Raw genomic sequence first — 26,839 nt, 5'->3', positions numbered from 1 at the left:
GAGCCATTCGTTGCAGATGATCAGGCCGGTCACGGTCTCGGGGCAGGAGCCGCGCCAGGCGATCTCGGCGGGCAGGCCGGGGGGACGGGGGGCCAGGTCCACGCCGGTCAGCCGCAGGCGGGAGGTCAGTTCGTGGTGCGGCGGTTCGTGTACCAGTGTGAGGATCTGGGCGACCAGGGTGCCCTCGCCGGCGCCGATGTCGACCAGGTCAAGGCGGGGCGGGTGGCCCAGCCGTACGTCCAGGTCGGTCAGAATGCGCACGACGGCCTCGGCGAAGGCCGGAGAGGCGCTCACCGATGTACGGAAATGCCGGGAAGGGCGCTCGCGCAGGTAGAAACCATCCCTGCCGTAGAGCGCCCGCTCCATCGCGGCTCGCCAGGTGGTCCACACGTCTGCTGACGTTATATCCCCGTCGGTGGCGGGGTATTCATGCGCTCGCTGGGAGATCATGGCACTAACGTGACACGCTGAGTGACGCGTTTGCTACCCGCTGTCGTCGCTTTGCGCTAACCTTGCTCTGCAGTCGAGAGGCGAAAGCCGTCCCGGCCCGGTCCCCCATCGGGCGCGGTCCGGCCGCCCGGCATCGACTGGCCCGTCTGGCGAAGGCGCCACGCGAGACGGAGAAGAACGCATCTAGACAAAGGGGAGCCAGAGTGCTCAAGAAAGTCCTCATGCAGGCGGGTATCGCCGCTGGCATCGCGGGTGTGGTGTTCATGGCTTCGCCCGCCCACGCGACCATCGACAACGGCGACCGCACCAGCGGCAACGGGTCCATCCTCGGCGGCAACCAGCTGAAGGTGCCGATCACCGCGCCGATCAACGTCTGCGGCAACCAGGTCAACGTCATCGCGGTTCCGGTGCTCAACCCCACCCAGGGCAAGTGCGTCAACGGGGCCAAGGTCAACAACTGACCGGTCCCGGTGACCGAGGCGGCTGGTCAGTCGGCGGATGGCCGGTCGCTCGCGCCTCGCACTTCGTGCCGGGGTGCTCAGCGGGCCCAGCCTCGTCTCGGGCCCCTCGTCAAGGACCCGCATCCCATGCGGGTCGGTGAGATCCGCGCTTACGCCGCGGATCCGATACGGACTCGCCGTCTCGCGAGTGCCCTCGCGTCCTGACCTGTACGGCAGGGCGCACCAACCCGCCTCCTAAAAGGGGGGCCCGGACCACGGGTCGCCTCGCCGGAGCCGGCCCGACCACGGGCGGCGCCGGTCGACCGGCCCGTATCACGACCCGTTCGTGCGAAGTTCGTAGAAGTACGCACGTGAACGGGTCCGGTTCACGGACCGCCATCGACGGCGGGTCCCCATCGCGGGACGCCTGACGGCGGTCCAAGATCACCAGCCGCCACACATGTGGCGGGAGGTCCAGATCGACCGGTCGCCACACATGTGGCCGGCCGGGCACTGCGGATCGCCGCACGCGCGATCCGTGCCCACGGTCCACCAAGCCGGTGGTCCGGCGCCCATGGACCGCCATACGCGTGGCCCGAGTCCGCGGATCGTCCTGCTGATGATCCCGAGCCACGGGACATCGTGCCGGTGGTTCGCGCACACGGGTCACCGTGTCGTGGTCATGGGCCTGCCGGCCGCCGTCGAGGTGGCCGTACCAACGGATCGCGTGCCGAGCGATCACGTGCCACACCGACCGTCCGCGCGGGCGGTCCGGTGCAAAGCGGATCACTGTTCCGGGGTGGTTCGGCCCGGCACGGGCCGTTACCCGGAGTGGTCTGGTGCTACCTGGGCCGTCGTTGCCGGCGGCCCGGGAGTCAAGCGGATCGCCGTTCGGGTGGTTCGGCTGGCACAGGCCGCTACCCACGGTGGTTCTGGTGCTACCTGGGGTCGCCGTCACCGGCGGGTCCGGTAGAAGGCGGACCGCCCTCACCGGCGGTTCGTGGGTACGGGCCGCTGGTTGGGCGGCTCGTACTCGTGGGCCACTGCTCAAGGTGGCCCGGTGTCACCTGGGTCGTCATGATGGGCGGCCCGGGAGTAAGGCGAATCGCCGTTCGGGTGGTTCGGCCCGGTATGGGCCGCTGCCCGGGGTGGTTCCGGTCTTACCTGGGCTGTCGTTATCGGTGGCCTGGGGTGCGGCGGATCGCCGTTCGGGTGGTCCGGTAGTGCCCGGGTCGTCGTTGCCGGCGGCCTGGGGGTGCGGCGGATCGCCGCTGGGATGGTTCGAGTCAACGCGGACCGTCGCCGAAGGCGGTCTGTCGCTCATAACCTGCTGTTTCTCTCGCTCACCGGCCGCCGATCAAGTGGCTTGCGGGCGAGGGGGGATCACCACTGAGGTGGTCCGGCTTACCACGCGGGCCGTCGTTACGGGCGGTCCCGGCACTACCTGGGCCGTCGTCACCCGGCGGCCTGGGGCACGGTGGATCACCGCTGGACGGTCCGGCTCAACGCGGGCCGTTCGTCGCGGGTGGTCCGGTGCGCACCGGCTGTCGTCCGGGAAGTTCAGGCCCGGCAAGGGCCGCTGTCCCGGGGCCGGTTGCTTCGGTACAACGCGGATCGCCGACATGGACGGTCCACTACAACACAGGGACCGTCGTCATGCGCGGTCCGGCCCGGCCGGGGCAGTGGGCCGATGATCTCCATCCACGGGGCCGTCAGGCCATGCCCCCGGTACACGGGACCCCGCGCCGGTGGTCCCGTCCACATGGATCGCAACCATGCGACCCAGAACTTCAGGAGTCCGTTCTCCAGATGGGCTCATAGGCGAGCGCCGGGCCCCTTCGCGGGGCTCGGCGCCCGTCGCTTCGATGAGTCGATCGGTGACCCTCCTCCTCATCTCTGGGGCGCCCAACTCAAGGGCTTTGTCCCACTTCGCCTTCCCTTTCCGATTTATCGGTATCTCAGGTTTCGGTAAAAACCTGAGTCGTGTGCCGATCGAAGTCCACCCCGTTCCTTTCGTTACCCTGGACCTGGGGCAGCGGAGCAGGCGTCCGGACTCGTAGGCGTCCGGCATTCTCAACGGGACGGGACGAAATGGACGCAGGGGATCGTCCGGCACGGCTGGCCGTCGGGATTCTCGGCGCCGGACGGGTCGGTTCGGTGCTCGGTGCAGCCTTGGTGACGGCCGGCCATCGCGTGGTGGCGGCGAGCGGGGTCTCCGACGCCTCACAGCGCAGGGCCGCGGAGCGGCTGGGCGTCTCGCCCGTCACTCCGGACGAGGTCGTACGCGCCTCCGAGCTGGTGCTGCTGACCGTACCGGACGACGTTCTGCCCGGCCTGGTGTCCGGGCTCGCGGCGACCGGCGCCGATCTGCACGGCAAGCTGCTCGCGCACACCAGCGGCGCCTACGGCCTCAGCGTGCTGGAGCCCGCCGCGCAGGCCGGCGCGCTCCCACTGGCGCTGCACCCGGTGATGACCTTCACCGGCCGGGACGACGACCTGCGCCGCCTGGTCGGCTGCTCGTTCGGCGTCACCGCGCCGCCCACGCTGCGCCCGGTGGCCGAGGCGCTGGTCATCGAGATGAGCGGCGAGCCGGTCTGGATCGACGACGCGGACCGCGCGCTCTACCACGCGGCGCTCGCCGGGGCGGCCAACCACATGGTCACGCTGATCGCCGAGTCGCAGGAGCTGCTCGGCCGGATCGGCGTGGAGCACCCGGGCCGGATGCTCGGCCCGCTGCTCGGCGCGGCCCTGGACAACGTCCTGCGGCTCGGCATCGCGGGCCTCACCGGCCCGGTGGTGCGCGGCGACGCGGGCACGGTACGCAAGCACGTGGACGCGCTGATCCTGGCCGCCCCCGAGGCGGCCGACGCCTACATCGCGCTGGCCCGGCTGACCGCCGACCGGGCGCTCGCGGCGGGGCTGCTCAAACCGGAGGCGGCCGAGCGCCTGCTGGACGCGCTGGGAGGCAACATATGGACGTGATCGTCGCGCGCGACCGCGCGGAGCTGGACATCGCGCGCGGCGAGCTGGGCGGCGGACGGCTGGCGCTGGTGCCGACCATGGGCGCGCTGCACGAGGGGCACCGGTCGCTGATCAGGCTCGCCAGGCAGTACGCCGAGCACGTGGTGGTCAGCATTTTCGTCAACCCCCTCCAGTTCTCCCCGGATGAGGATTTCTCCCGCTATCCCCGCACCTTCCAGGCAGACCTGGACGCATGCGCCGCCGAGGGGGTGAACGTCGTCTTCGCCCCGTCCCCCGAGGCGATGTACCGTCCCCACCGCCAGGTCTCCGTCTCCGCCGGGCCGATGGGCACGATCGTCGAAGGGACGTTCCGCCCCGGCCACTTCGACGGCGTGCTCACCGTGGTGAACAAGCTGTTCAACCTGGTACGCCCGGATGTGGCGGTGTTCGGCCGCAAGGACGCCCAGCAACTGGCGATCATCCGCAGGATGGTCCTCGACCTGGACCTGCCGATCGCGATCGTCGGCGGCGAGACCGTGCGCGAGCCCGACGGCCTGGCCCTGTCCAGCCGCAACCGCTATCTGTCCGAGGCCGACCGCCGTACCGCCCTCGCGCTCTCCCGCGCCCTGCGCGCGGGCGCCGCCCAGCGCGGCCCGGCCGAGATCAGGCGGGCGGCCGGCGAGGTACTGGACGCCGCCGCCCACGCCGAACCCCCGCTCAAGCTCGACTACCTCACCCTGGTCGATCCGCTGACCTTCACCGAGGTGCCCGGCGACCACCAGGGCGAGGCGGTGCTCGCGGTCGCGGCCCGGGTCGGCACGACCCGGCTGATCGACAACATCACCCTGACGGCATCCTGAGGCGCGCCCGCCAGAGCAGGAAAGTAGCCTGTAGGCCGGCGCGCACGCCGGCGTGGCGGCGCGACCGAGCGAAGGGTGGAGTCAGCGCATGCTCAGGACCATGCTCACGTCCAAGATCCACAGGGCCATCGTCACCCAGGCCGACCTGCACTACGTGGGTTCGGTGACCATCGACGAGGATCTGATGGACGCGGCCGGGCTGCTGCCCGGCGAGCAGGTGCACATCGTCGACATCGACAACGGCGCCAGGCTGGTCACGTACACGATCACCGGGCCGCGCGGCTCGGGGATCATCGGGATCAACGGGGCCGCCGCCCGCCTGGTCCAGCCGGGCGACCTGGTGATCATCATCGCCTACGGCCAGATGGAGGACGCCGAGGCGCGCGCCTTCGCGCCGAAGATCGTCCATGTCGATCGGGACAACCGCATCGTCCAACTGGACACCGACCCGGCCGCCGCCCTCCCCGGCGGAGACCTGGGCACCCTGCGCGGCGACGAGCCCCACCCGATGGGCATCGCCTGACATACCTCCGATGTCTGAGCGGCACGGGGGCTCAAAGGAAGATCCTTCCGCACGCACCCCACACCCGGGAATGAATCACCACAGGCCCCCGGTTATCGTCATGCTGACGAAATTTGCTGTGTAAGCGGTTGAATCACCACATGTGTCCGGCAGCAGGAGCCGGGCCGAGAAGAGGTGGCCTGTGAGCTCCCCAGCCATCCCGACACGTCTGACCGCCTCTGACCCCGGATGGACCGTCTCCGCCGACCTTGTGGTCGTCGGTTCGGGCGTCGCGGGGCTGAGCGTCGCTCTGCGCTACGCGGAGCTGGACCCGGCCGCCTCGGTCATGGTGGTCACCAAGGACGTCCTGGCGGCCGGTTCGACGCGCTGGGCGCAGGGCGGGATCGCCGCGGTGCTCGACCCGGGCGACTCGCCCGGGGAGCACCTGACGGACACGCTCACCGCCGGCGTCGGCCTGTGCGACGTGCCGGCCGTACGGGCCCTGGTGACCGAGGGGCCGGGCGCGCTGCGGCGGCTGATGGAACGCGGGGCAAGGTTCGACCGTGACGCGCGCGGTGAGTTGCAGCTCACCAGGGAGGGCGGCCACCGGCGCGACCGCATCGTGCACGCGGGCGGCGACGCGACGGGCGCGGAGGTGCAGCGGGCCCTGATCGAGGCCGTCGCCGCCACCCGGATCGACGTCATCGAGCACGCCCTCGTCCTGGACCTGCTCACCGACGCCGACGGTCATGCCTGCGGGCTCACCCTGCACGTGATGGGCGAGGGCGCGCGGGACGGCGTCGGCGCGGTACGCGCGAACGCGGTGGTTCTGGCCACCGGCGGCATGGGCCAGGTGTACGCGGCCACCACCAACCCGGCCGTCTCCACCGGGGACGGCGCGGCGCTCGCGCTGCGCGCCGGAGCCGTGGTCAGGGATCTGGAGTTCGTGCAGTTCCATCCCACCGTGCTGTGGCTGGGCGAGGACGCGACCGGCCAGCAGCCGCTGGTCTCCGAGGCGGTCAGGGGCGAGGGCGCGTTCCTGGTGGACAAGACCGGCGAAAGGTTCATGCGGGACGCCCATGAACTCGCCGACCTCGCGCCGCGCGACGTCGTCGCCAAGGCGATCATGCGGCGGATGCGCGAGACCGGCACCGACCACGTCCACCTGGACGGCAGGCACTTCGGCGCCGACAAGTGGCGCACCCGCTTCCCGACCATCCACGCGGTCTGCCTGGAGCACGGCATCGACCCGGTGACGCAGCTCGTCCCGGTCGTCCCGGCCGCCCACTACGCCAGCGGCGGGGTACGCGCCGACCTGTACGGGCGCACCAGCGTCCCCGGCCTGTACGCGTGCGGCGAGGTCGCCTGCACCGGCGTCCACGGCGCCAACCGGCTGGCCTCCAACTCGCTGCTGGAAGGGCTGGTCTTCGCCGACCGCATCGCGGGCGACGTCCACGCCCGGCGCCCCCGTCCCGGGCCTCCTGTGCCCCGTGCGGGCACCGTGACCGGCCTGGTGGACCCGAGGGCCCGAGCGCGGGTGCAGGGCCACATGAGCCGCGGGGCGAGCGTTCTGCGCAGCCGCGACAGCCTCGCCGAGGCGGCCCGCGCGCTGCGGGACGCCCGCTGGACCCCGGTGGCGGTCGAGCCGCGCACGGAGTCCTGGGAGGCGACGAACCTGCTGACGGTGGCCTCCGCGCTGGTGGCCGCCGCCGCGCTGCGCGAGGAGACCCGCGGCTCGCACTGGCGCGAGGACCATCCGGACCGCGACGACACCCGGTGGCTGGGACATCTGGACGCCACCCTGTCCGAAGAGGGGATCATCATGACCTACCGCGCCCGCACGACGCTCCCGCAGCACGTCGAGGCCGATCTCGCCGGCGCGGGCCTGGACCCGGCCGCCGTGGTCGCCCTGTACGACACCGCGCTGGCCGAAGACCTGTCCGAGGTGGGCGACGTGACCAGCCTGGCGACCATCGCGGCCGGTCAGCGGGCCGCCGCCGACGTGGTGGCCCGCGCCGACGGCGTGGTCAGCGGCCTGGCCGTGGCCGAGGGGCTGTTCGCGCACGCGTCCGGCGGGCGGCTGACCGCCGAACGGCACGTCAAGGACGGCGAGCGGGTGTCCAGGGGCGAGGTCCTGATGACCGTCACCGGCCCGGCCCGCGACCTGCTGACCGCCGAGCGGACCGCGCTCAACATCCTGACCCACCTGTCCGGCGTGGCCACCATGACCGCCCGCTGGGTCCGCGCGGTGGAGGGTACGGCCGCGCGCATCAGGGACAGCCGCAAGACCCTCCCCGGCCTCCGCGCGCTGGAGAAGTACGCCGTACGCTGCGGCGGTGGAGTCAATCATCGGATGTCCTTGTCGGCCGCGGCGTTGATCAAGGACAATCACGTGGTCGCCGCGGGTGGTGTCGCCGAGGCGTTCAGGGCGGTGCGCGAGGCGTACCCGGACCTGCCGATCGAGGTGGAGGTGGACCGCATCGACCAGATCGAACCGGTCCTCGCCGAAGGCGCCGAGGAGATCCTGCTCGACAACTTCAGCGTCGAGGACACCGCGGCGGCCGTGACATTGGTGAAAAATCGGGCACGGTTGGAGGCCAGTGGCGGATTGACCTTGGAATCGGCCCGCGATGTGGCGGAGACTGGCGTCGATTACCTTTCCGTGGGGGCTCTCACGCACTCGGCCCCCGCGCTCGACATCGCACTGGATCTGCGGGGGGCTTGATGCTGCTCACGATCGACGTCGGCAACACTCATACGGTGCTCGGGCTCTTCTCGGGGGAGGACCTGATCGAGCACTGGCGGATCGCCACCGATGCCCGCCGCACCGCCGACGAGATCGCCGTGGTCCTGCAAGGACTGCTGGGGCAGTCGCCGCTGCTCGCCAACGCCGACGTCAACGGCATCGCGATCTGCTCGACCGTCCCCTCGGTGCTGAACGAGATGCGCGAGATGTGCCGCCGCTACTACGGCGACGTCAACAACGTGGTCGTGGAGCCCGGAGTGCGGACCGGCGTGCCGGTCCGCATGGACAACCCCAAGGAGGTCGGCAGCGACCGCATCGTGAACGCGCTGGCCGCCATCCACCTGTACGGCGGGCCGTGCGTCATCGTCGACTTCGGCACCGCCACCTCCTTCGACGCGGTGTCCTCGCGCGGTGAGTACGTCGGCGCGGTGACCGCGCCGGGCATCGAGATCTCGGTAGACGCACTGGCCGCGGCCGGTGCGCAACTGCACAAGGTCGAGCTGGTCCGGCCGCGGGCGGTGATCGCCAAGAACACCGTCGAGGCCCTGCAGTCCGGCATCATCTATGGCTTCGCCGGCCAGGTGGACGGCATCGTCGAGCGGATGGCCGCCGAGCTGAGCGACGATCCCGACGAGGTCACGGTGGTGGCGACCGGCGGGCACGCGTCGCTGGTCTCGGGCGAGGCTCGGTCGGTGGACGTGCATGAGCCCTGGCTGACGCTGATCGGGCTGCGGCTCGTGTACGAGCGCAACACCCAGTAGCAACCGCGCAGAGCGACGAAACCGCGTCGCGGGTCTCGGTAACCTTTGACTGTGACCGATGACGTTACCCCGACCCCGGACCTGCCCGAGCAGATGCGCGTCCGCCGGGAGAAGCTCGACCGCCTGCGCGCCGAAGGCATCGAGCCCTACCCGGTCAACTTCCCGCGCACCGCGACCAACGCCGAGCTCAAGGCCAAACACGAGGGGCTGGGGGCCGACGTCGCGACCGGCGAGCGGGTGGCCGTCGCGGGCAGGGTCATGCTCAGCCGCGTCGGCGGCAAGCTGTGCTTCGCCACGCTGCGCGACGGCAGCGGCGACCTCCAGGTGATGATCTCGCTCGACAAGGTCGGCGAGGAGTCCCTGGCGGCGTGGAAGCGCGACGTCGACCTCGGCGACCATGTGGGCGTGGAGGGCGAGGTGATCACCTCGCGGCGCGGCGAGCTTTCCGTGCTGGCCGACCGCTGGCAGATCACCTCCAAGTGCCTGCGCCCGCTGCCGGAGAAGCACGTCGGGCTCACCGATCCCGAGGCGCGGGTCCGTCAGCGCTACGTCGACCTGATCGTCAACGACGACGCCCGCCGGATGGCGCGGCTGCGCAGCGACACCGTGCGCGCGGTACGCGACTTCTGGCACGACGAGGGCTATCTCGAAGTCGAGACGCCGATGCTCCAGCCCATCCACGGCGGCGCGACGGCCCGGCCGTTCAAGACGCACATCAACGCCTACGGCATGGACCTCTACCTGCGCATCGCGATCGAGCTGTACCTCAAGCGGCTGGTCGTCGGCGGCATCGAGAAGGTCTTCGAGATCAACCGCAACTTCCGCAACGAGGGCGCCGACTCCACGCACAACCCCGAGTTCAGCATGCTGGAGGCGTACGGCACCTATCTCGACTACAACGACATGGCCGACCTCACCCAGCGGATGTACCAGCGGGCGGTGGTGGCCGCGCTGGGCACGACCGTGGTCCGGCGCGACGACGCGGAGATCGACCTCGGCGGCGAGCGCTGGCCGCGGGTCACCCTCTACGGCGCGGTGAGCGAGGCGCTGGGCGAGGAGGTCGTCCCGGAGACGCCGCTGGAGCAGGTACGCAAGCTCGCCGACCGGCGGGAGATCCACTGGGACCCGAAGTGGGGCCAGGGCAAGCTGGTCCAGGAGATCTTCGAGGCGCTGGTCGAGCACACGCTCGTGCAGCCGACCTTCGTCATGGACTACCCGGTGGAGACCTCGCCGCTCACCCGCCAGCACCGCGAAAACCCGCTGCTCACCGAGAAGTGGGACCTCATCGGCTTCGGCACCGAGCTGGGCACCGCCTACTCCGAGCTGATCGACCCGGTGGAGCAGCGGGGCAGGCTCGTCGAGCAGTCGCTGCTCGCGGCCGGCGGCGACCCGGAGGCCATGCAACTTGACGAAGACTTCCTGACCTCACTGGAATATGCAATGCCGCCGACCGGTGGCGTGGGCGTCGGGATCGACCGGATGATCATGGCGTTCACCGGTCGCAACATCCGCGAGACGATCCTCTTCCCGCTGGTCAAGCCCACCTCGTAAGGCGCTTCAGAGGGCCGCGGCGCCCGCCCAGGTGGGGGGCGGGAAGAACCGCCGCAGCGCCTCGGCGAACAGACCCGGCGGCACCGACGCCGGGTTCAGCCTGCGTTGCAGGATCAGCCCCTCCAACTGGGTGATCACCAGCGCCGCGTCGTCCTCGGCGCACTGGGCCGTGCCCGGCCGCCGGCCGGGCATGAGCCCGGCTATCGCCGTCTGACCGGCGGCCCGGCGTTCGGCCAGACGCGCCATGAGTTCGGGTCGTGTCATTGCGTGACGGCGAAACTCCGATTCCAGGGCCCAGCGGCACGAGTCGTTGTCCGCGAGCGTGGCCAGATAGTCACCCAATGCGGCGAAGTCCGGATCGCCGGTACATTGCCGGATGATTTCCTCGATGTCGCGAAGATGACCTGCGGCATGAAGGTCGAACAACGTGAGGAAAAGTTCATCCTTTCCGGAGAAATGAGAGTAGAGCGCACCGATCGTGTAACCGGCCTGGGCGGCGATCTCGTCCACCGAGGCGCCGGCGTACCCGTGCTCTGCGAAGACCTGGGCGGCCGCGGCCAGTAGCAGCTCACGAGTGCGGGCCTTGGCCGCCGCCCGGGTCAACCGTAAAGGCGGTCCCATATCGTGAGTACTCCACATAGCGAGCGCTATGTCAATAGCGTGGGCTACTCATATGACGGTCGCCGCTTGACGACCTTTCTCAATCCCGTTTACCGTTCACGACGACGACGAGAGACAGACCACACTCACGCCGGGCATCGTCGAGTTCCGTGGTTGGCTGAAGGGGGCTCCGATGGCTTATCCAAGAGTGGATTTCCTTCACGACGATGACACTACGGAGGTGCATGGGATCGGACTCAGCGACGACGACCTGCTCCTGCTCGCCGAGCTGGCGAAAGGGGTCACGGTTGACCGCGTGGGCCGCCGGCTCGATGTGAGCGGCCGCACGGTGCGGCGCCGCCTGCGCGGCATCTGCGACCGCATCGGCGTGGCCACCGCCATCGAGGCGGTCGCCTGGGCGGCACGTCGTCAACTCATCTGATCTGGCGGCGCCGCCGGTCCCGCACTGACCGGACGTCACCGCCTGCTCTTCCCGGCCGGACCCCGCACAGTCGGCCGGAAACACCGCACACGGCCGAAAACGGCCGACCGGGCCCGTACCCGACGTCAGACCCGGCGCAGACCCTCACCCGCGCCTCCGCACGACACGGCACTCGGGCCGCCCTGTAAGACCCGCGGAGGAGCGCGTCAGTCGGCGATCCGCACGGCCCCGGCATACGGCCGGTTGCCGATGGGTGCGATGTGGATGACGTCACCCGTCTGGGGGGCGTGCACCATCATCCCGCCACCGATGTAGATGCCCACGTGATGCAGGTCGCTGTAGAAGAACACGAGGTCGCCCGGGCGTAGCTCCTCCCGGGGAATATGGGCGCCGGCCGTCCACTGGTCGCCGGTGTAGTGCGGCAGGCTGATCCCCACCTTCTGGTATGCCCACATCACCAGGCCGGAGCAGTCGAAGCCGTTGGGGCCCTCGGCGCCCCAGACGTACGGCTTGAGCTGCTGGGTGAGCGCGTACCGTGCGGCCTGCGCCGCCTTGCCGTCACCGGGGATGGGCACCTCGACCTTGACCCGGCTGCCCGCCGAGCTGCCGGAGCGCCGCATGGCCTCCTTGAACAGGTCGCTCTCGGCCTGCTTGACCAGCTTGCTGATCTTGTCGCGCTTGCCCTCGATCTCATCGACCAGCTCGGTGACCTCGGCCGTCCGGGCCTTGGCGCTCTCCCGGGCCCGCTCCGCGGTCTGCATGGCCTTGGTGACCTGGGCGACCTGCTCGCCCTGCTGCTGTTCGAGCGCGTAGGTGGTGGCGGCGCGGTCGAGGAAGGCGTCGGCGTCGCCGGTCGCGCCCAGGGCCATGGCGGGGCCCAGGCCGCCGCTCATGTACGCGTTCTGGGCCAGGAGCTGGGCCTTCTGGCGCTTGCCCGCGAGGTCGGACTCACTGGTCGCCAGCGTCTTCTTGGCCAGGTCCGCGGCCCGCTTGGCCTGCGCCAGCTTGACCCGCTCGCCGTTGTACCGCTCGGTCAGCGTGCCGATCTCCTCGTGCAGCTTCTCGACCTGAGCCGACAGCTCCTTCAGCGAGGGTTTGGGGTCGGCGGTCGCCGCCATCAGCGGCGTGCCGATGCTCAGCGCCAGGAACGCGGCCGTGACGACCGCGAGGCGGGCCAGGCCGGTACGCCTACCCGGGCTCCCCGTGCCCTCAGAAGCCGTTTCCGCGCGTTCTCGGGGCCCCCTGCGCCGTGGCCCGCCGCTGCCCGAACCGGAACGAACACTGCCACCCGCATGCTTTCCGCCACGGCTGCGCGTGCGCGTCACCGACCAGCTCCTCTCATCGACGCCTACCGGGTTAGCTGACGGGTTCGGGCCGGAGGAGCCCTACCGGGCCGCCGTACGGCCGGCTCGGATTCACCCCAGGGGCGTGGTGGGTCCCCGGTTCCCCGTAGGGGATTCGGCGGTCAGCGATGGCTGACATCGGCCTGGACATTAGTGCACATGTGGTTCGCGCTCAACCAGAACCACGAAGTCTGTAGAGCTTTCACAACCGAAGTATCACGAGGAGATCACGACTTCTGATGATCATATTTGCTGATTTGTCTGGGTCTGTGGGTGTTTGGGCAGGTCCGCGCGGCTTGTGTCGGGCGGCCGGGCCGTACGGCGGAACATGTCGAAGCATCATGAATCTCACCGTGACCGGCATGTCGCTCATCGTGTCTCGTTACGATCGGGGACTGAGTTACGGGGGAGCCGTAAAGGGAAGGGGGAAGCACGTACGCTGGACCTCCATGGAGCAGGTCACGGAGGGGCCCGGCGGGCCTGTCACGCGTGGCGAGGGGCACGAGAGGGCACGCGGTGAGGTCATCGTCCGGCGGGCGAGAACCGCTGACGTGCGCGCGATTCGCCGGCTGGTCGACATCTACTCAGGTGCGGGGCTGCGGCTGCTGAAGAAGGCCACGGTGACCCTGTACGAAGACGTACAGGAGTTCTGGGTGGCCGAACTGAACGGCAGAGTGGTGGGGTGCGGGGCCCTGCACGTGCTCTGGGAAGACCTGGCGGAGATCCGCACGGTGGCGGTCGATCCCGCGTTCAAGGGGTACGGCATCGGTCGCCGCCTGGTGTCCGCGCTCATCGCCACGGCCCGCGACCTCGGCCTTGAACGCGTCTTCTGTCTGACCTTTGAAGTGAACTTCTTCGCGAAACACGGATTCCGCCCCATCAACGGCACACCGGTGGCCCCCGAGGTCTACGCGGAGCTGCTGGACTCGTACGACGAGGGTGTGGCGGAGTTTCTCGATCTTGAACATGTCAAGCCCAACACACTGGGCAACACGCGAATGCTCCTGCACCTTGAGGCGGACCCCAGGGGCTGACCGTGGGGAAAGGTGACTGTTGATCCCTATATCGATACGTTGTGCAGCAGCCAATGCATGTGCGCCTGACGACGCCGCATGCGCAGTCGAAGCGAGGTGACGCGGTGAGCACGGGACAACCGCCGTATCCGCAGGACGACCCCGAGCGCAACAACGCGGCGCGATCGTCGGGGAACCCTGATTACGGCCACTACCAGCAGGGTCAGGGCGGGCCTTCCGACCCTGACGCGACCATGGTGAGCGGCTACCGGGCCGACCCCGGATCCAACCCGCAGCAGCCCCAGTACGGCCAGCAGTACGGCCAGGACTATGGCCAGCAGCCCGGATACGGGCAGCAGCAGTACGGCCAGCAGGGCTACGAACAACAGCAGCAGTACGGTCAGCAACAGGGCTACCCGCAGCAGCAGGGCTACGGCGGGCAACAGCAGTACGAGCAGCAGCAGTACGCTCAGCAGCAGCCGGACTACGGCCAGCAACAGGGCTATGGCCAGCAGCAGCAGTACGGCCGGCAGGGCTACGAGCAGCAGCAGTACAACCAGCAACAGGGCTACCCGCAGCAACAGGGTTACGGACAGCAGGCTCAGTACGGGCAGCAACAGGGTCACCCGCAGTCCGGTTACGACCAGGGTCACGCCCAGCAGTACGGTCAGCAGGCCTACGGCCAGCAGGGGTACGAGCAGCAGCAGTACGCTCAGCAGCAGGGCTACCCGCAGCAGCAGGCCTACGGCCAGCAGCCGTGGGGCGCGCCCGGCTACGGGGCGCCGACGGCCCCGCTGGCCGAGTGGTGGCAGCGGCTCGTGGCGAGGCTGATCGACGGCGCGATCTTCGGCGTCGTGAACTTCATCCTCAGCTTGATCCTGAGCGGCCTCCTGGTCACCTCCTACAACCCGACGACGGGAGAGTTCGGCGGCGGCTTCCTGCTGGCGGGCATCATGACCTCGGTCATCGGGGGGCTCCTCTACGTCGTCTACGAGGTCGTCATGACCCGCATGCGCGGTCAGACGGTCGGCAAGATGGCCATGGGCATCCGGGTGGTGCCCGTGTCCGGCGCCACCGGCTCCGGCGGCCTGGACTCGACGACCGCCCTCAAGCGGGCCGGCTCCCTGTGGGGGCCGTACGTTCTCTACGGCGTCCCCTTCCTGGGCTACCTGCTGGGCCTGGGCGTCCTGGTGAACGTCCTGTGGCAGTTCTGGGACAAGCCGCTGCAGCAGACCCTCAGCGACAAGTTCGCCATGACCATGGTCGTCAAGGCCAGGTAGGCATCAAGAGCGAGAAGTTCGGTGTCCGGGCCGGTCAGTGGCCGGCCGGGCCGCCCGTAGGGCCGGTGGATCCCCACCGGCCCTATTTCGTGTTCAGTGAAGTGTCCAGATGAAGACGGACTTGACCCGCAAAATTGGGGCAGAAACGGGACAGGCCATCATCGGCGCGGGCGTGCCCGCGCGTGCCGCCGTCGCGAACAAGCGGTCCCGGATTGGGGCCGCGGACAGGTGACCATATGCGTGCCGGCAGGGGATCGCACAAGTGAGCGGGGACAGAAGAGCGGACAACAGGACGGACATGACGGCCATGCCGTCAGAGGACGACTCCGCCCGTAGTGCTTCTGTCGCGCATGATCCGCATGATCCATCGGCGGTTCCCGCCGAATGGTGGGAGCGGATGGCCGCGCGCATCATCGACGCCGTCCCGTTCGTGGTGCTCTATTACATTCTCTTCGTGGTGTTCTCGGCCCTCTTCGGCCCGGCGGACGTCATCGCCGCGGCGGCCGTGGATGGGGCCCGGGCGCATACCTCGCTTCCCCGTCTGATCGCCTGGTTGATCTCCGGAGCCGCCTTTGCGGTCTATGACGTTGTGCTGCATTCCCGGTACGGCCGGACTCTCGGCAAGCACGTGTTGCGGATCAGGCTGATCCCGGCGGGCGGCGGTGTTCTGACAACGGCCGCGCTGGCGAAACGCGCGGCCATGCTCCCCGGCCCGATGGCGGCGATGGACATTGCCGTGCTCAATCTCCTGGCCGGGGTCTTCCTGTTCGTCGTGGGGCTGTTCATCCTGGTGGACAAGCCCTCCCAGCAGGGGCTGCACGACAAGGTCGCGGGCACGATGGTGGTCAGAAGGCCACGCTGACCGGGTTTGCGGCCGATCATAGTGATCATCTGCGCATGCCGCCTGATTTTTCACAGACGTTTTACAGACTCCATCGGGTAAGCGGGCTGGAGAGACAGCCATTAAGCTGTGGTAGGGAGGAGGGCCGGAGGTAGTCGCCCCTGTGGCCTACACCGGCGGACGGCCGCGCTAAGGTCGTGCTCAGGAGCCCCCTTGGAGGCCCGGTCCGGCCGGTAGCGTGGCAGACCGGCACGCCCGGGAGAAAAGCGGGCGTACCCAATCTGACCAGGACCCCGACGTGAGGACGAATGATGGATGTATTGTCCGCCTTGTTACCGCCGGTCGTCGTGGGCGCGGCGTTCATCTACGGCATCGTGAAGCTCGTGCGTTCCGAAGCGGCAGCAAGGCGTGCAAACCAGCACGATGAGGCCCGCGAGCCTAACTGATCCTCTCACGCCCGGCCTCGGTCGCAAACCTCTTACCGAGTCGAATTGTGTCCGCGATCGGACGGGTATATGTTTGGCATCGAATGAAACAATGCCCAGCGAAAGGAAAGCCCTAGATGGCCAAGCAGATCCAGGAGATTCTCATCGACGACCTCGACGGGGGGGAGGCCAATGAGACGGTCGCCTTCGCGATTGACGGCACGTCGTATGAGATTGACCTCAGCGACCTGAACGCCAAGAAGCTGAGGGACGCGCTGTCGCCTTTCGTGCAGAGTGCGCGCAGGGCGGCCGCGGTGACCGGCCGCCGCCGCGGAGGCCGGGGCAGCCAGCGCGCGATGACGCGTGAGAAGAGCTCGGAGATCCGGGCCTGGGCCAAGGCCCATGGTCTTCCGGTCAGCGAGCGCGGGCGGATCGCCTCTTCGGTGGTGGAGCAGTACGAAGCCGCCCACTAGAGGCGGTGCGGAGCTGCACTAGAGACGGCATGCCACGGCGACGTGCGTCGCCGTGCGCGGACGCGCCGGATCTCTGTCGGAGCGTGCGCTTATGACGGTCGCCTAAGGACCCCGGCGGCCGCCATAAGCGCATGATCATCGGAGTCGCCCGAAACAGTCGTTCGCTTGGGGCGTATCGGGAACACCTCACCCCCGGTCAGTAGTTTCATAGAGGGTGAACGCCCTGCTCTTGGGGAACCGTCTTCCCTGGGGCACCTCTTTCGGCAACAGGGCGAGGTTCGCCGAGCCAGGGCTACCATGCGGGATGACGAGCCCGGATCTCCCGGGCACGCCTGACCGCTCTGTGAGGAGCGACGAGATGTTCGAGAGGTTCACCGACCGCGCGAGGCGGGTTGTCGTGCTGGCCCAAGAAGAGGCCAGGATGCTCAACCATAACTACATCGGCACTGAGCACATCCTTCTTGGCCTGATCCACGAGGGTGAGGGCGTCGCGGCCAAGGCTCTGGAGAGCCTGGGCATCAGCCTTGAGGGCGTGCGCCAGCAGGTCGAGGAGATCATCGGCCAGGGCCAGTCGGCGCCGTCGGGGCACATTCCGTTCACCCCGCGCGCCAAGAAGGTCCTTGAGCTGTCGCTCCGTGAGGCTTTGCAACTGGGCCACAACTACATCGGCACCGAGCACATCCTGCTCGGGCTGATCCGCGAGGGCGAGGGTGTCGCCGCGCAGGTGCTGGTCAAGCTGGGCGCCGACCTCAACAGGGTGCGCCAGCAGGTGATCCAGTTGCTGCACGGCTACCAGGGCAAGGAGCCGGCCGCGGCCGGCGGCCCGCAGGAGGCCGCGCCCTCGACCTCGTTGGTGCTCGACCAGTTCGGCCGCAACCTGACCCAGGCCGCCCGCGAGGGCAAGCTCGACCCGGTCATCGGGCGCGAGAAGGAGATCGAGCGGGTCATGCAGGTGCTGTCCCGCCGCACCAAGAACAACCCGGTCCTGGTGGGCGAGCCCGGCGTGGGCAAGACCGCCGTGGTCGAGGGGCTGTCCCAGAAGATCGTCAAGGGCGAGGTGCCCGAGACGCTGAAGGACAAGCAGCTCTACACCCTCGACCTGGGCGCCCTGGTGGCCGGGTCACGTTACCGCGGTGACTTCGAGGAGCGCCTGAAGAAGGTGCTCAAGGAGATCCGCACCCGCGGTGACATCATCCTGTTCATCGACGAGCTGCACACCCTGGTCGGCGCGGGCGCCGCGGAGGGCGCGATCGACGCCGCCAGCATCCTCAAGCCGATGCTGGCCCGCGGCGAGCTGCAGACCATCGGTGCCACCACGCTCGACGAGTACCGCAAGCACCTGGAGAAGGACGCGGCGCTGGAGCGCCGGTTCCAGCCGATCCAGGTGGCCGAGCCCAGCCTCAGCCACACGATCGAGATCCTGAAGGGCCTGCGCGACCGCTACGAGGCGCACCACCGCGTGTCGATCACCGACAGCGCGCTCGTGGCCGCCGCCCAGCTCGCCGACCGGTACATCAGCGACCGGTTCCTGCCGGACAAGGCGATCGACCTGATCGACGAGGCGGGTTCGCGGATGCGCATCCGGCGGATGACCGCGCCGCCGGACCTGCGGGAGTACGACGAGAAGATCGCCAACGTGCGGCGCGACAAGGAGTCCGCGATCGACGCGCAGGACTTCGAGAAGGCCGCCGCGCTGCGCGACCAGGAAAAGCAGCTCCAGCTCAAGCGTGAGCGCCGGGAGAAGGAGTGGAAGGCCGGCGACATGGACGTCGTGGCCGAGGTCACCGAGGAGCTGATCGCCGAGGTTCTGGCGACGGCCACCGGCATCCCGGTGTTCAAGCTCACCGAGGAGGAGTCCCAGCGGCTGCTGCGGATGGAAGATGAGCTGCACAAGCGGATCATCGGCCAGGACGATGCGATCAAGGGCCTGTCGCGGTCGATCCGGCGTACCCGCGCCGGGTTGAAGGACCCGCGGCGTCCGGGTGGGTCGTTCATCTTCGCCGGTCCGTCCGGTGTGGGGAAGACCGAGTTGTCCAAGGCGCTGGCGGAGTTCCTGTTCGGCGACGAGGACGCGCTGATCATGCTGGACATGTCGGAGTTCATGGAGAAGCACACGGTCTCGCGGCTGTTCGGCTCTCCTCCCGGCTATGTCGGGTATGAGGAGGGTGGCCAGCTCACCGAGAAGGTGCGGCGCAAGCCGTTCTCGGTGGTGTTGTTCGATGAGATCGAGAAGGCGCATCCGGACATCTTCAACTCGTTGTTGCAGATTCTGGAGGACGGCCGGCTGACCGACGCGCAGGGCCGGGTGGTCGACTTTAAGAACACGGTGATCATCATGACCACCAACCTGGGCACGCGGGACATCTCCAAGGGCATCGGGGTCGGGTTCGCGCGTAACAACGACGCGGAGAGCAACTACGACCGGATGAAGTCGAAGGTGCAGGAGGAGCTGAAGCAGCACTTCCGGCCGGAGTTCCTGAACCGGGTGGATGACACGGTGGTGTTCCACCAGCTCACCCCGAAGGAGATCATCCAGATCGTCGACCTGATGCTCGACCAGGTCGCCGATCGCCTGAAGGACCGCGACATGGGTCTGGAGCTGACCCAGGAGGCCAAGCAGTTGCTGGCCGACCGGGGCTACGACCCGGTGATGGGCGCCCGGCCGCTGCGGCGGACCATCCAGCGCGAGCTGGAGGACACCCTGTCGGAGAAGATCCTGTACGGCGAGCTGCGCCCCGGCCAGATCGTCAAGATCGCCATCGAGGGCGAGGGCGAGAACGCCATGTTCACCTTCATCGGTGAGCAGGCGCCGGCGTCGCTGGTCCCCGACTCGGCTGCGTCGATCGTCGAGGCCGGACAGCGCTGAGCTGCCGGTGGATCGACCGATCGAGACCCCGCGTGGCGGATGCCACGCGGGGTCTCGCATTTGCAGGACATCTTTTGCCGGGCCCCCGGTATCTCGCCACCAGATGTAGTACTACACTGCGTAGAGCGAATACGGCCAAGTCTGCTCCCAGTGGCTCACAAGTGGCCACCCGTAGTGTGGCGTCGGCCCCCGGGGGTCACCCGTGCGACGTAGTCCGCAATGGGCTCCAGGGGTGACGCGAAACCCGCTTTCCGGGGGCATGCTCGGGCAGACCAGCCGAATTCGGCAGGGAAGGGGATTCCCGCCCGGCCCCACAACGGGCGGCGGGAAGCGCTTCACACACGTAGCACGCTGGAGGCACCGGATGCGCATGCGCCACGACGACGGCACGCTCGTTCACCTGGCTTACAACGCCGGTGTTCACCCCGCCGAAGACCTGGAAAACCTGATCGCGCACCTCACCCGCTACGCGATGCCCGTGCGCAAGCGGCTCGGAGTCGAGCGGATGGGCGTCGGCCTGTGGCTCGCTCCCAGCGTGGCCGACCATCTCATCGCCGACCGCATCGAGCTGGTCCGGCTGCGTCGTTCGCTGGAGGAGCGCGGCCTGGAGGTCGTCAGCCTCAACGGCACGGGCGGCCGCAACCAGGAGTCGCCCGGCCCCGACTGGGCCAAGCCCGAGCGCTATCGCTACACCATGGCCCTCGCCAAGATCCTCGCCTTCCTGCTGCCGGACGACGTGGAGTTCGGCAGCATCTCCACCATCCCGATCGGCTGGCGCCGCGACTGGCCGGCCGACCTGCACGCCATCGCCTCCCAGCGGCTCGAACGCCTCTCTCGCGAACTGCGCGGCCTGTACAGCGTGACCGGCAAGACCATCCGCGTCGGCTTCGAGCCGTGGCCGGGCTGCGTGCTGGAGACCACCGAGCAGGCCCTCGAACGCGTCGGCGGCATCGACTCCGAGCACCTCGGCGTCTGCCTGGACGCCTGCCACCTCGCCGACGGCCCGGAGGAGCCCGGTACGGCGCTGCGCGAGCTGGCCCGGGCGGGAGCCCCGGTGGTCAAGCTCAACCACGTCCACGACCACGCTGGGCAGGCGCGGGGCGAGCTGCCGACCACCCGTTCGGTGCTTGAGGACACACTGAAGGCGATGCTGTCGGGCACCGTGGCGGGGACCGCGCACGTCGAGGTCGAGACCCACGACCTCACGCTGCCGGTCCGGGCCAAGGGGCCGGGCGCGCTCGTCTCCGCCCTCGCCGAGGAGCTCGACTGGGCCCGCCGCAACCTCACCTCGCTGGGCCTCCAGCTCGCCGCCTGACCCGCCCACCCGGCGCCAGACCAAGGAACGAGACCCAAGGACTCAAGGGCGGCCCCCACGGTCGGCCGCCCTTGAGTGCTCCTGGCCCGCCTACAGGCCCGATCCTTGCCGATCAGGGGCCGTTACGGGACAGCCCGGCGAGTCAGGCCGGGCGGGCGCTCGACGAGTCGTCGATCCAGTCGATGCCGCCGAGCAGGCCCGCCCCGCAGCGCTGGTTCACCAGCCGGCCCTGGCTCAGCGTCGAGGTACGCGTGGCGCCGATGGGCTGCTTGGCGCCACTGCCGTCCACACAGCCCTCGCCGTGGGTGCGGGCCTCCTGCTCGATCTGGTCGCTGCCGGGGCCGTCGTCCCATGGGTCCGCCGAGGCGACGGCGGGCAGCGCGAACGCGCTCACGGCCGCGGCGCCGGTGACGAACCCGACGGCCAGGCGGCGCACGATGGTCCTGTACATGATCGCTCCTTGGTAGGGGGGAACCTGCCTGTCCGATCATGCGCGTTGTGTGATCGAATCACTACTTGCCGTTACGAGATGGTGTTGTTACCGAGCCTCCTGCTCTCTGTGAGACGGGACGTTCAGCCGAGGTAGCCGGTCAGGGCGTCGATGACCGCCTGGGGCCGTTCCTCGGGGATGTAGTGGCCGCAGTCGGCCACCTCGATGACCTGGACGTCGGTGCCCTTGGCGGGCATCGTGTCGCCACTGGCGGACCCTGCGCGAGAGCGGAGTGATCCACCAGCGCCGGGCCGGCCGCAAGCTCTACCTCACCCTCCGCCGCGCCGACCTGGAGGCCCGCTTCCCCGGCCTGCTCGACATCGTCCTCAGGTAGCCTGGCCGCCGCCGCTGCCCAGCCGGGCGGTGACCTCGATCTCGATGCGCATCCGGGGGTCGGCCAGGCGGCAGGAGATCATCGTGGCGGCCGGTCGGATGTCGCCGAAGTGCCGGCGCAGGGTGGGCCGGCACTGCTCGAAGTCGGCGGGATCGGGCAGCATGTACGTCACCCGGACCGTGTCGGCGAGCGTGCCGCCCGCCTCGCGCAACGCCTCCTCGATGTTGCGCAGGCACTGCCGCGTCTGTTCCACCACGTCCTCGGAGATCGTCATCGAGCGGTAGTCGAAGCCCGTCGTACCGGACACATAGACCCATCCGTCGACCACGACCGCGCGCGAGTAGCCGATCCGTTCCTCGAACTCCGAGCCACTGCTGATCGATGAGCGTGCTGTCGTCATGGCACCGCATCCTCACAGCACGAGCGGCGATATGTCCAAGATGAAGAGTTGACAGCACTGATATCCCTGGCGATATGGATCCATCTCGCCCGGAGTTGGAGCTGCGCCACCTGCACGCGTTCGCGGTCCTCGCGGAGGAGCTGCACTTCGGGCGGGCCGCCGAACGGCTGGGCATGGCCCAGCCCCCGCTGTCCCGTGCCATCCGGGAGCTGGAGCGGCAACTGGGCGTGACGCTGATGGAACGTACGACGCGCCGGGTCACCCTGACGCCTGCCGGTGAAACGCTGCTACGCGACGCCCGGACGGCGCTCAACACGGTCACGGCCGCCGCCCGGCGAGCCCGCCATGCCGGGCAGGGCGACCCCAGGCTGCGGCTGGCGATGAAGGCCGACTACGACGGCGGGCTGCTGCCGCAGATCCTCGCCGCCTACCGGCGCGAGGCCGCCGCCCTGCCGGTCGAGCTGGTGCTCGGCGGGCGCGATCAGCAGGAGCCGGCGCTGCGCGACGGCAGTGCGGACATCGCGCTGCTGTCCCGGCCGTTCGACGACCGCGGCCTCGACGTGGAGCCGTTCGTGACCGAGCCGCGCCGGCTCGCCATCGCGGCGACCGACCCACTGGCGGCGCGTACCGGCCTGCGCCTGGCCGACCTCGCGGGCCGTATCCTCCCCGATGGCACCCCCGCCGACCAGGGCGATCTCCGCCGGCTTGCCGTGGTTCCCGCTGTGGCCTCCGCGTGGCCCCTGCCGCAAAACCTGGCGCAGATCTTCAGCCTGATCGAACTGGGCACCATCGTCTGGTTCCCTCCGGAGTCGATCGCCCGGCGGCATCCCCGCCCGGCCGTCGCCTACCGGCCGGTCATCGACCTCGCTCCGCTGGAGCTGGTGCTGGCCTGGCCCGCGGAGTCCCGTTCCCCGGCCGTGGCCGCCTTCGTCCGCACCGCCACCGCCATCGCCATCGCCGCCACGGCCCATCCGGCCCCCGCCTGATCACATGGAACTCGACGGCGTACCCGTCCAGCCCGCCGCCCTCCAGGCCCTGGGCCTGGTCAACTACGGTCACTTCACCTCGATGCGGGTCGAGCCCGGCCGCCTGATCCGCGGCCTCACGCCGCACCTCGACCGGCTCGTACGCGACTGCGGTACCGTCTTCTCGGCCGACCTCGACCGCGAGAAGGTCCGCGACTTCGTACGCCACGCGCTGCGCGAGGCGTCCGGCCCGCTCGTGGTGCGGGTGAGCGTGTTCGACCCGGCCCTCGACCTGGGTCGCCCGGGTGCCGAGGCCCATCCTCACGTCCTGGTCACGACCCGCCCGGCCGTCGCCCTGCCGCCGTCCCCGATGCGCGTGCGTACCGCCCGCTACCAGCGCGATCTGCCCCAGGTGAAGCACCTCGGCCTGTTCGGCGCCCTGCACGAACGCCGCCGCGCGCAACTCGCCGGCTTCGACGACGCGCTGTTCGTGAGCGATGCGCCGTCCGTCACCGAGGGCCCGACCTGGAACATCGGCTTCTTCGACGGCGAACGCGTCATCTGGCCGGACGGCGGCGCCATCCTGCCCGGCATCACCATGTGCCTGCTCCAGCAGGCCCACGACGCGACCATCACCGCCCCGGTCGGCCCCCGCGACCTCCCCGCCATGCGGGCCGCCTTCGCGACGAACACCGCGATCGGCGTACGGCCCATCACGGCCATCGACGGCCATTCCTTCCCGGCCGACCACCCGATCATCGGCCTGCTCCGCGACCGCTACGAAGCGATCCCGCAGGAGCAGGTGTAGTCCCTGCGGGACGGGGTGGTCTCAGCGCGGATCGTAGTGGGGCCTCTCGAAGGGCCAATGCGTGGACAGCCAGGCTGTCACGCCTTCGTACAAGGGCACGTCCAGCTCGGCTCGATCGGCCCTGATCCAGGAACTCACATCGGCGTCGTGGTCGTCGCTGTCAGAGGGATAGATGTAGACACATCCGATCACCTCGCCGCTCGCCGGTTCGAGAACGGTGTAGGTGAATCCGCGGCGCTCGGTGAAGTGGTCCGCGTGGCGCCGCAGGTCGGCGAGGTTGGCCTCCAGGGTAATGCCGTCCACAGGAGGCCATCTTCCGTCCGGGAAGCCCGGGGTCGCGCGGATATGCTCGATGCTGCTGGTCCAGGCGGCGTGGTCGGCGGCGTTGTGCTCAGCGCCGAGGGGTTCCAAACGGAACCGCGGGGTGACCAGGAACCGGGGGACGGCGAAGTCACCGGGGACGAAAGCATGATCGCTCATACGCCGAGGCTATGCGGCCCGGCTGCCGCATGGCGACCGGTCGGCGCGGTGGCTCACGGAGTGTCATCCGCCGATCGATTGTCACAGAGCCGGTAGAGCGTGGGCAGGTGGCTGGTCAGCACGCGGGCGTACGCGGCCAGCCGGTAGGGCAGCTCATCGCCCTGCTTCCACGCGGCATTGGCCTGGTCCTCCAGTTGGCGCACCTTGTCCGCCACGCCCTCGCTCTGGTCGTCGGCCAGCTCCTCCATGCGCTTCTGCAACTCGTCCGCGTGGACCTTGGCCTCGACGGTGTTGTCCACGCCCACCGCCACCTCCCTGATCGCGGCGATCACCGCGGTCGGCGCGTCCACCTCCGCGAGGTGCCGGATGAGCAGGCCGGTGTCCGGCAGTACCGGCGCCCGGTGCTCCAGCCACTGCGGCCCCCACAACCGCCGTCGCCGCGCCTCCGGCCACCCACCGGCCACCACGGTCACCCTGCCGTCGGGCAGCGAGCGCACCCGCAGCCCGACCCGCTCGGCGTACTCCCGCCCGCCCACCGGCAACAGCCCGGGACCGAGGTCGTGCCCGCTCAGGAACGGCTCGTCCAGCAGGACGGCCAGCTCGGCGTACTTCTGCACGTGCTCAGGGACGGCCGGCAGCAGGGCCAGCTCGTCATCCTCCATGTTCGCGGCCGGATCGGCCGCCCGTACGCGGACCACCGTCACCGACAGCCCGGTGAGCGCCGCCGCCACCGCGCACACGGACACATCCGCCCACCAGGCACTGAACGCGTACGCCGCGTCCTCCAGCCGGTCTTCGCACTCCTCGGCCAGCAGCGTCCGGTGGTTGATCATCGACCCCACCGGATCGATGCTCACCTCGGGCGACGTACGCTTCCCCATATCGGGATGCCGGACCTCCTCGGCGTCGTACAGCTCCTGCCTGTTCCGCGCGGCGGCGGTGAAGTCGGCCAGCACCTTGTCGGTGACCTCCTCCATGGTGTGCAGAATCCGCAGGATCATGTCCCGCTCCAGCACCTCCCCGGGTGTGGCGGTGATCAGCGGTTCGCCATCGATCTTCATGCGTGGGGGGCTCCCTCGGCTGGGGTTCGAGCGTTCGTCTGTGTACCGCGATTCACGTATGGATGCGCAGTGCGTTCGCATGACTACGCTCAGGTTACCGGCCCACCCCGCCCCCGCCACCGAAATCCATCTGTTGGGTCTCCCCGAGGGACCGACTCTTCAGACGCCGTACTTCCTGGCCTGGCGCGAGGAGATCGCTTCCGGCCTTCAGGCGGCTCCCATCCGGGCCAGGATGCCGAGTTGGACGGTCAGCGCGGCCACCGGTTCGTAGGGGCCCTGCCGGGCGAAATCGTGCAAGACCCCCGCCGCCTTCTGCTCCGAGGTCGGCGGGACCCGCTTGGTGGCCCACCACCAGCCGTCGCGCACGACGAGGTGCCAGCCGGGGAAGGTGGTCTCCATCGCGGCGAGGTGAACGCGTTCGCCCGGGGTCAGGCCCATTGGGCGCGCGGCAGCGCGCCTCCCGCCGGAGGCGGGGTTTGGCGCGTAGCGCGGCCTTTCCGGTAGAGGCGGCGGGGCGTAGGGGCCGAAAACCACGGGTGCGGGGGATCTCAGCAGGTAAAACGTCTGCTTCGGGAGGTTTTGGTTGGGCCGGAACCGTTGACACCCGATACATGCCCTTCCTAGGGTGGCTTCCCAATGAATGCAACCCCGCTTCCACTCAGTGGGAATGAGTCGCGTACCAGCTACCTCGCCAGGCTGCTGGACGTGATGGACGTGGCCGTCACCCACGAACGCGTCCCGCTGCAACTCGGTGAGATCGCCACCGCCGCCGGTGTGCCGATGTCCACCGCGTCCCGCCTGTTGTCCCTGCTGGTCGAGCGGGGCATGCTGATCCAGCTCGGCAAGAGCGGCTACGCCCCCGGCCCCCGCCTGCTGCACATGGCGGTGCGTACGCTCGACCAGGTCCACGGTACAGACCGGCTGAAGGACGCCGTCGAGACGCTGTCGGAGGCGACCGGCGAGAGTGTCAGCGCGGGGGTGCTGGTCGGCGACCAGATCGTACTGGTGTCCAGGATGGAACCGGACCACTCGCTGCGCGCCGTGGCCAGGATCGGCGACATCATCACCCCGCACACCTCGGCCATGGGCAAGGCGGTGCTGTCCCGGCTGCCCGCCGAGCGGCGGCTCGCGCTGGTGGCGGCGGCGGTGGGCGACGGCGACGCGGAGGGTACGCTCGCCGCCCTGCACGCCGAGCTGGCCGCCGCCACGGCCGACGGCTATGCGATCGACGAGGAGAGCTACGCCGTGGGGTTGCGCTGCCGCGCCACCGCGCTGCTCGACCGGGCCGGGCACGCCGTCGGCGCGATCTCGATCGCCGGCCCCGCCGCCCGTTTCACCAGGGAGAACGCCACGGCCTGCGTGCCGACGCTGCTCGCCGAGGCGGCGCGGCTGTCCCTGGACACCCCTTGAGCACCATGACCCGCCACCACCA

Annotated in this window: 26 protein-coding genes, 1 pseudogene and 1 riboswitch; of the genes and pseudogenes, 18 read left to right on the top strand and 9 right to left on the bottom strand. The window is 69.4% G+C overall.

The genetic code is table 11. From position 1 onward, the window contains the following. A pseudogene (locus C1I98_RS00300) lies at positions 1-390 on the bottom strand (SAM-dependent methyltransferase); the annotation flags it as partial. A 263-nt stretch (positions 391-653) separates the two neighbouring features. Here C1I98_RS00300 and C1I98_RS00295 point away from each other — a divergent pair. The 7 genes from C1I98_RS00295 (at position 654) to lysX (ending at position 10,271) form a co-directional block, all read left to right on the top strand. Next, the gene (locus C1I98_RS00295; RefSeq protein ID WP_233506891.1) at positions 654-911 is read left to right on the top strand and encodes a chaplin; all 258 of its coding nucleotides are present in this window, start codon (positions 654-656) and stop codon (positions 909-911) included. Between the two features lie 2,070 nt (positions 912-2,981). Further along, the gene (locus C1I98_RS00290) at positions 2,982-3,872 is read left to right on the top strand and encodes a Rossmann-like and DUF2520 domain-containing protein (RefSeq protein WP_111165012.1); all 891 of its coding nucleotides are present in this window, start codon (positions 2,982-2,984) and stop codon (positions 3,870-3,872) included. After that, the gene (gene panC / locus C1I98_RS00285) at positions 3,863-4,711 is read left to right on the top strand and encodes a pantoate--beta-alanine ligase (protein WP_111165011.1); all 849 of its coding nucleotides are present in this window, start codon (positions 3,863-3,865) and stop codon (positions 4,709-4,711) included. The genes C1I98_RS00290 and panC overlap by 10 nt, the downstream gene beginning before the upstream one ends. A gap of 88 nt (positions 4,712-4,799) precedes the next feature. Beyond that, positions 4,800-5,234 (top strand): aspartate 1-decarboxylase, encoded by a 435-nt coding sequence (gene panD / locus C1I98_RS00280; protein ID WP_111165010.1) that lies wholly within the window; start codon positions 4,800-4,802, stop codon positions 5,232-5,234. A 181-nt stretch (positions 5,235-5,415) separates the two neighbouring features. Then, complete coding sequence (locus C1I98_RS00275; protein WP_111165009.1) at positions 5,416-7,938, top strand: L-aspartate oxidase; 2,523 nt, start codon at positions 5,416-5,418, stop codon at positions 7,936-7,938. Then, positions 7,938-8,720, top strand: a complete 783-nt coding sequence (locus tag C1I98_RS00270; protein WP_111165008.1) for a type III pantothenate kinase — start codon at positions 7,938-7,940, stop codon at positions 8,718-8,720. The genes C1I98_RS00275 and C1I98_RS00270 overlap by 1 nt, the downstream gene beginning before the upstream one ends. A 51-nt stretch (positions 8,721-8,771) precedes the next feature. Then, complete coding sequence (gene lysX, locus C1I98_RS00265) at positions 8,772-10,271, top strand: bifunctional lysylphosphatidylglycerol synthetase/lysine--tRNA ligase LysX (protein ID WP_111165007.1); 1,500 nt, start codon at positions 8,772-8,774, stop codon at positions 10,269-10,271. Between the two features lie 6 nt (positions 10,272-10,277). On the opposite strand, the gene C1I98_RS00260 is transcribed toward lysX, so the two are convergent. Beyond that, on the bottom strand, positions 10,278-10,874 hold the full coding sequence (locus C1I98_RS00260) for a TetR/AcrR family transcriptional regulator (RefSeq protein WP_158557800.1): 597 nt from the start codon (positions 10,872-10,874) through the stop codon (positions 10,278-10,280). Positions 10,875-11,112: 238 nt separating this feature from the next. Here C1I98_RS00260 and C1I98_RS00255 point away from each other — a divergent pair, with 238 nt between their 5' ends. Further along, positions 11,113-11,313, top strand: coding sequence for a helix-turn-helix domain-containing protein (locus tag C1I98_RS00255; RefSeq protein WP_158557798.1), 201 nt, complete (start codon positions 11,113-11,115; stop codon positions 11,311-11,313). Between the two features lie 206 nt (positions 11,314-11,519). Here the strand turns inward: C1I98_RS00255 and C1I98_RS00250 are convergent, their stop codons facing one another. Further along, positions 11,520-12,638 (bottom strand): C40 family peptidase, encoded by a 1,119-nt coding sequence (locus C1I98_RS00250; protein ID WP_199536622.1) that lies wholly within the window; start codon positions 12,636-12,638, stop codon positions 11,520-11,522. Between the two features lie 5 nt (positions 12,639-12,643). Next, a riboswitch (cyclic di-AMP (ydaO/yuaA leader) is annotated at positions 12,644-12,787 on the bottom strand. Positions 12,788-13,180: 393 nt separating this feature from the next. Between C1I98_RS00250 and C1I98_RS00245 the strand changes: the two genes are divergently transcribed. The 7 genes from C1I98_RS00245 (at position 13,181) to C1I98_RS00220 (ending at position 20,869) form a co-directional block, all read left to right on the top strand. Then, entirely contained in the window at positions 13,181-13,690 is a 510-nt protein-coding gene (locus tag C1I98_RS00245; RefSeq protein ID WP_267898001.1) for an amino-acid N-acetyltransferase, read from the top strand. Positions 13,691-13,794: 104 nt separating this feature from the next. Further along, entirely contained in the window at positions 13,795-14,949 is a 1,155-nt protein-coding gene (locus tag C1I98_RS00240; protein ID WP_146607211.1) for an RDD family protein, read from the top strand. 298 nt (positions 14,950-15,247) lie between these two features. Beyond that, positions 15,248-15,811, top strand: coding sequence for an RDD family protein (locus C1I98_RS00235; protein ID WP_111165001.1), 564 nt, complete (start codon positions 15,248-15,250; stop codon positions 15,809-15,811). Between the two features lie 287 nt (positions 15,812-16,098). After that, positions 16,099-16,236 carry a hypothetical protein gene (locus C1I98_RS41050; protein ID WP_158557795.1) on the top strand — a complete coding sequence of 46 codons (138 nt, stop codon included), beginning with the start codon at positions 16,099-16,101 and terminating at the stop codon, positions 16,234-16,236. A 116-nt stretch (positions 16,237-16,352) separates the two neighbouring features. Further along, complete coding sequence (locus C1I98_RS00230) at positions 16,353-16,688, top strand: histone-like nucleoid-structuring protein Lsr2 (protein WP_111165000.1); 336 nt, start codon at positions 16,353-16,355, stop codon at positions 16,686-16,688. Positions 16,689-17,046: 358 nt separating this feature from the next. Beyond that, positions 17,047-19,554: an ATP-dependent Clp protease ATP-binding subunit gene (locus tag C1I98_RS00225; protein WP_111165014.1), complete on the top strand. Its 2,508-nt coding sequence runs from the start codon at positions 17,047-17,049 to the stop codon at positions 19,552-19,554. Between the two features lie 364 nt (positions 19,555-19,918). After that, a complete protein-coding gene (locus C1I98_RS00220; RefSeq protein ID WP_111164999.1) occupies positions 19,919-20,869 on the top strand; it encodes a sugar phosphate isomerase/epimerase family protein in 951 nt (316 codons plus the stop codon). Between the two features lie 142 nt (positions 20,870-21,011). Here C1I98_RS00220 and C1I98_RS00215 read toward each other — a convergent pair whose 3' ends face one another. From C1I98_RS00215 to C1I98_RS00200, 3 genes are all read right to left on the bottom strand, one after another. Continuing rightward, the gene (locus C1I98_RS00215) at positions 21,012-21,320 is read right to left on the bottom strand and encodes a hypothetical protein (protein ID WP_111164998.1); all 309 of its coding nucleotides are present in this window, start codon (positions 21,318-21,320) and stop codon (positions 21,012-21,014) included. 122 nt (positions 21,321-21,442) lie between these two features. Next, on the bottom strand, positions 21,443-21,556 hold the full coding sequence (locus C1I98_RS44870; protein WP_199536621.1) for an alpha/beta fold hydrolase: 114 nt from the start codon (positions 21,554-21,556) through the stop codon (positions 21,443-21,445). A 129-nt stretch (positions 21,557-21,685) separates the two neighbouring features. Beyond that, on the bottom strand, positions 21,686-22,093 hold the full coding sequence (locus C1I98_RS00200) for a RidA family protein (RefSeq protein WP_111164997.1): 408 nt from the start codon (positions 22,091-22,093) through the stop codon (positions 21,686-21,688). Positions 22,094-22,167: 74 nt separating this feature from the next. On the opposite strand from C1I98_RS00200, the gene C1I98_RS42520 reads away from it, so the two are divergent. Together C1I98_RS42520 and C1I98_RS00190 are read left to right on the top strand one after the other, a co-directional pair. Continuing rightward, a complete protein-coding gene (locus C1I98_RS42520; protein WP_111164996.1) occupies positions 22,168-23,079 on the top strand; it encodes a LysR family transcriptional regulator in 912 nt (303 codons plus the stop codon). 4 nt (positions 23,080-23,083) lie between these two features. Next, the gene (locus C1I98_RS00190) at positions 23,084-23,866 is read left to right on the top strand and encodes an aminotransferase class IV family protein (RefSeq protein WP_111164995.1); all 783 of its coding nucleotides are present in this window, start codon (positions 23,084-23,086) and stop codon (positions 23,864-23,866) included. Positions 23,867-23,887: 21 nt separating this feature from the next. On the opposite strand, the gene C1I98_RS00185 is transcribed toward C1I98_RS00190, so the two are convergent. The 3 genes from C1I98_RS00185 to C1I98_RS00175 form a co-directional block, all read right to left on the bottom strand. Beyond that, positions 23,888-24,346: a GNAT family N-acetyltransferase gene (locus C1I98_RS00185; protein ID WP_111164994.1), complete on the bottom strand. Its 459-nt coding sequence runs from the start codon at positions 24,344-24,346 to the stop codon at positions 23,888-23,890. 53 nt (positions 24,347-24,399) lie between these two features. Beyond that, positions 24,400-25,407 carry a hypothetical protein gene (locus C1I98_RS00180; protein WP_111164993.1) on the bottom strand — a complete coding sequence of 336 codons (1,008 nt, stop codon included), beginning with the start codon at positions 25,405-25,407 and terminating at the stop codon, positions 24,400-24,402. Positions 25,408-25,614: 207 nt separating this feature from the next. Then, positions 25,615-25,845, bottom strand: a complete 231-nt coding sequence (locus C1I98_RS00175) for a hypothetical protein (protein ID WP_111164992.1) — start codon at positions 25,843-25,845, stop codon at positions 25,615-25,617. 198 nt (positions 25,846-26,043) lie between these two features. On the opposite strand from C1I98_RS00175, the gene C1I98_RS00170 reads away from it, so the two are divergent. Beyond that, complete coding sequence (locus C1I98_RS00170; protein WP_111164991.1) at positions 26,044-26,817, top strand: IclR family transcriptional regulator; 774 nt, start codon at positions 26,044-26,046, stop codon at positions 26,815-26,817. The last annotated feature ends 22 nt before the right edge of the window (positions 26,818-26,839 follow it).

This window comes from Spongiactinospora gelatinilytica (genome assembly GCF_003236385.1).
Taxonomy (GTDB): Bacteria; Actinomycetota; Actinomycetes; order Streptosporangiales; family Streptosporangiaceae; genus Spongiactinospora; species Spongiactinospora gelatinilytica.
The sequence above is the reverse complement of the archived record's forward strand: the minus strand, read 5'-3'. Positions and strand labels throughout refer to the sequence as shown.

Excerpts from the sequence above, each read along its gene's own strand:
- C1I98_RS00290 (WP_111165012.1), top strand. The coding sequence starts at position 2,982 with ATGGACGCAGGGGATCGTCCGGCACGGCTGGCCGTCGGGATTCTCGGC.
- panC (WP_111165011.1), top strand. The coding sequence starts at position 3,863 with ATGGACGTGATCGTCGCGCGCGACCGCGCGGAGCTGGACATCGCGCGC.
- panD (WP_111165010.1), top strand. The coding sequence starts at position 4,800 with ATGCTCAGGACCATGCTCACGTCCAAGATCCACAGGGCCATCGTCACC.
- C1I98_RS00270 (WP_111165008.1), top strand. The coding sequence starts at position 7,938 with ATGCTGCTCACGATCGACGTCGGCAACACTCATACGGTGCTCGGGCTC.
- C1I98_RS00235 (WP_111165001.1), top strand. The coding sequence starts at position 15,248 with ATGACGGCCATGCCGTCAGAGGACGACTCCGCCCGTAGTGCTTCTGTC.
- C1I98_RS41050 (WP_158557795.1), top strand. The coding sequence starts at position 16,099 with ATGATGGATGTATTGTCCGCCTTGTTACCGCCGGTCGTCGTGGGCGCG.
- C1I98_RS00230 (WP_111165000.1), top strand. The coding sequence starts at position 16,353 with ATGGCCAAGCAGATCCAGGAGATTCTCATCGACGACCTCGACGGGGGG.
- C1I98_RS00225 (WP_111165014.1), top strand. The coding sequence starts at position 17,047 with ATGTTCGAGAGGTTCACCGACCGCGCGAGGCGGGTTGTCGTGCTGGCC.
- C1I98_RS00220 (WP_111164999.1), top strand. The coding sequence starts at position 19,919 with ATGCGCATGCGCCACGACGACGGCACGCTCGTTCACCTGGCTTACAAC.
- C1I98_RS00215 (WP_111164998.1), bottom strand. The coding sequence starts at position 21,320 with ATGTACAGGACCATCGTGCGCCGCCTGGCCGTCGGGTTCGTCACCGGC.
- C1I98_RS44870 (WP_199536621.1), bottom strand. The coding sequence starts at position 21,556 with ATGCCCGCCAAGGGCACCGACGTCCAGGTCATCGAGGTGGCCGACTGC.
- C1I98_RS00200 (WP_111164997.1), bottom strand. The coding sequence starts at position 22,093 with ATGACGACAGCACGCTCATCGATCAGCAGTGGCTCGGAGTTCGAGGAA.
- C1I98_RS42520 (WP_111164996.1), top strand. The coding sequence starts at position 22,168 with ATGGATCCATCTCGCCCGGAGTTGGAGCTGCGCCACCTGCACGCGTTC.
- C1I98_RS00190 (WP_111164995.1), top strand. The coding sequence starts at position 23,084 with ATGGAACTCGACGGCGTACCCGTCCAGCCCGCCGCCCTCCAGGCCCTG.
- C1I98_RS00185 (WP_111164994.1), bottom strand. The coding sequence starts at position 24,346 with ATGAGCGATCATGCTTTCGTCCCCGGTGACTTCGCCGTCCCCCGGTTC.
- C1I98_RS00180 (WP_111164993.1), bottom strand. The coding sequence starts at position 25,407 with ATGAAGATCGATGGCGAACCGCTGATCACCGCCACACCCGGGGAGGTG.
- C1I98_RS00175 (WP_111164992.1), bottom strand. The coding sequence starts at position 25,845 with ATGGGCCTGACCCCGGGCGAACGCGTTCACCTCGCCGCGATGGAGACC.
- C1I98_RS00170 (WP_111164991.1), top strand. The coding sequence starts at position 26,044 with ATGAATGCAACCCCGCTTCCACTCAGTGGGAATGAGTCGCGTACCAGC.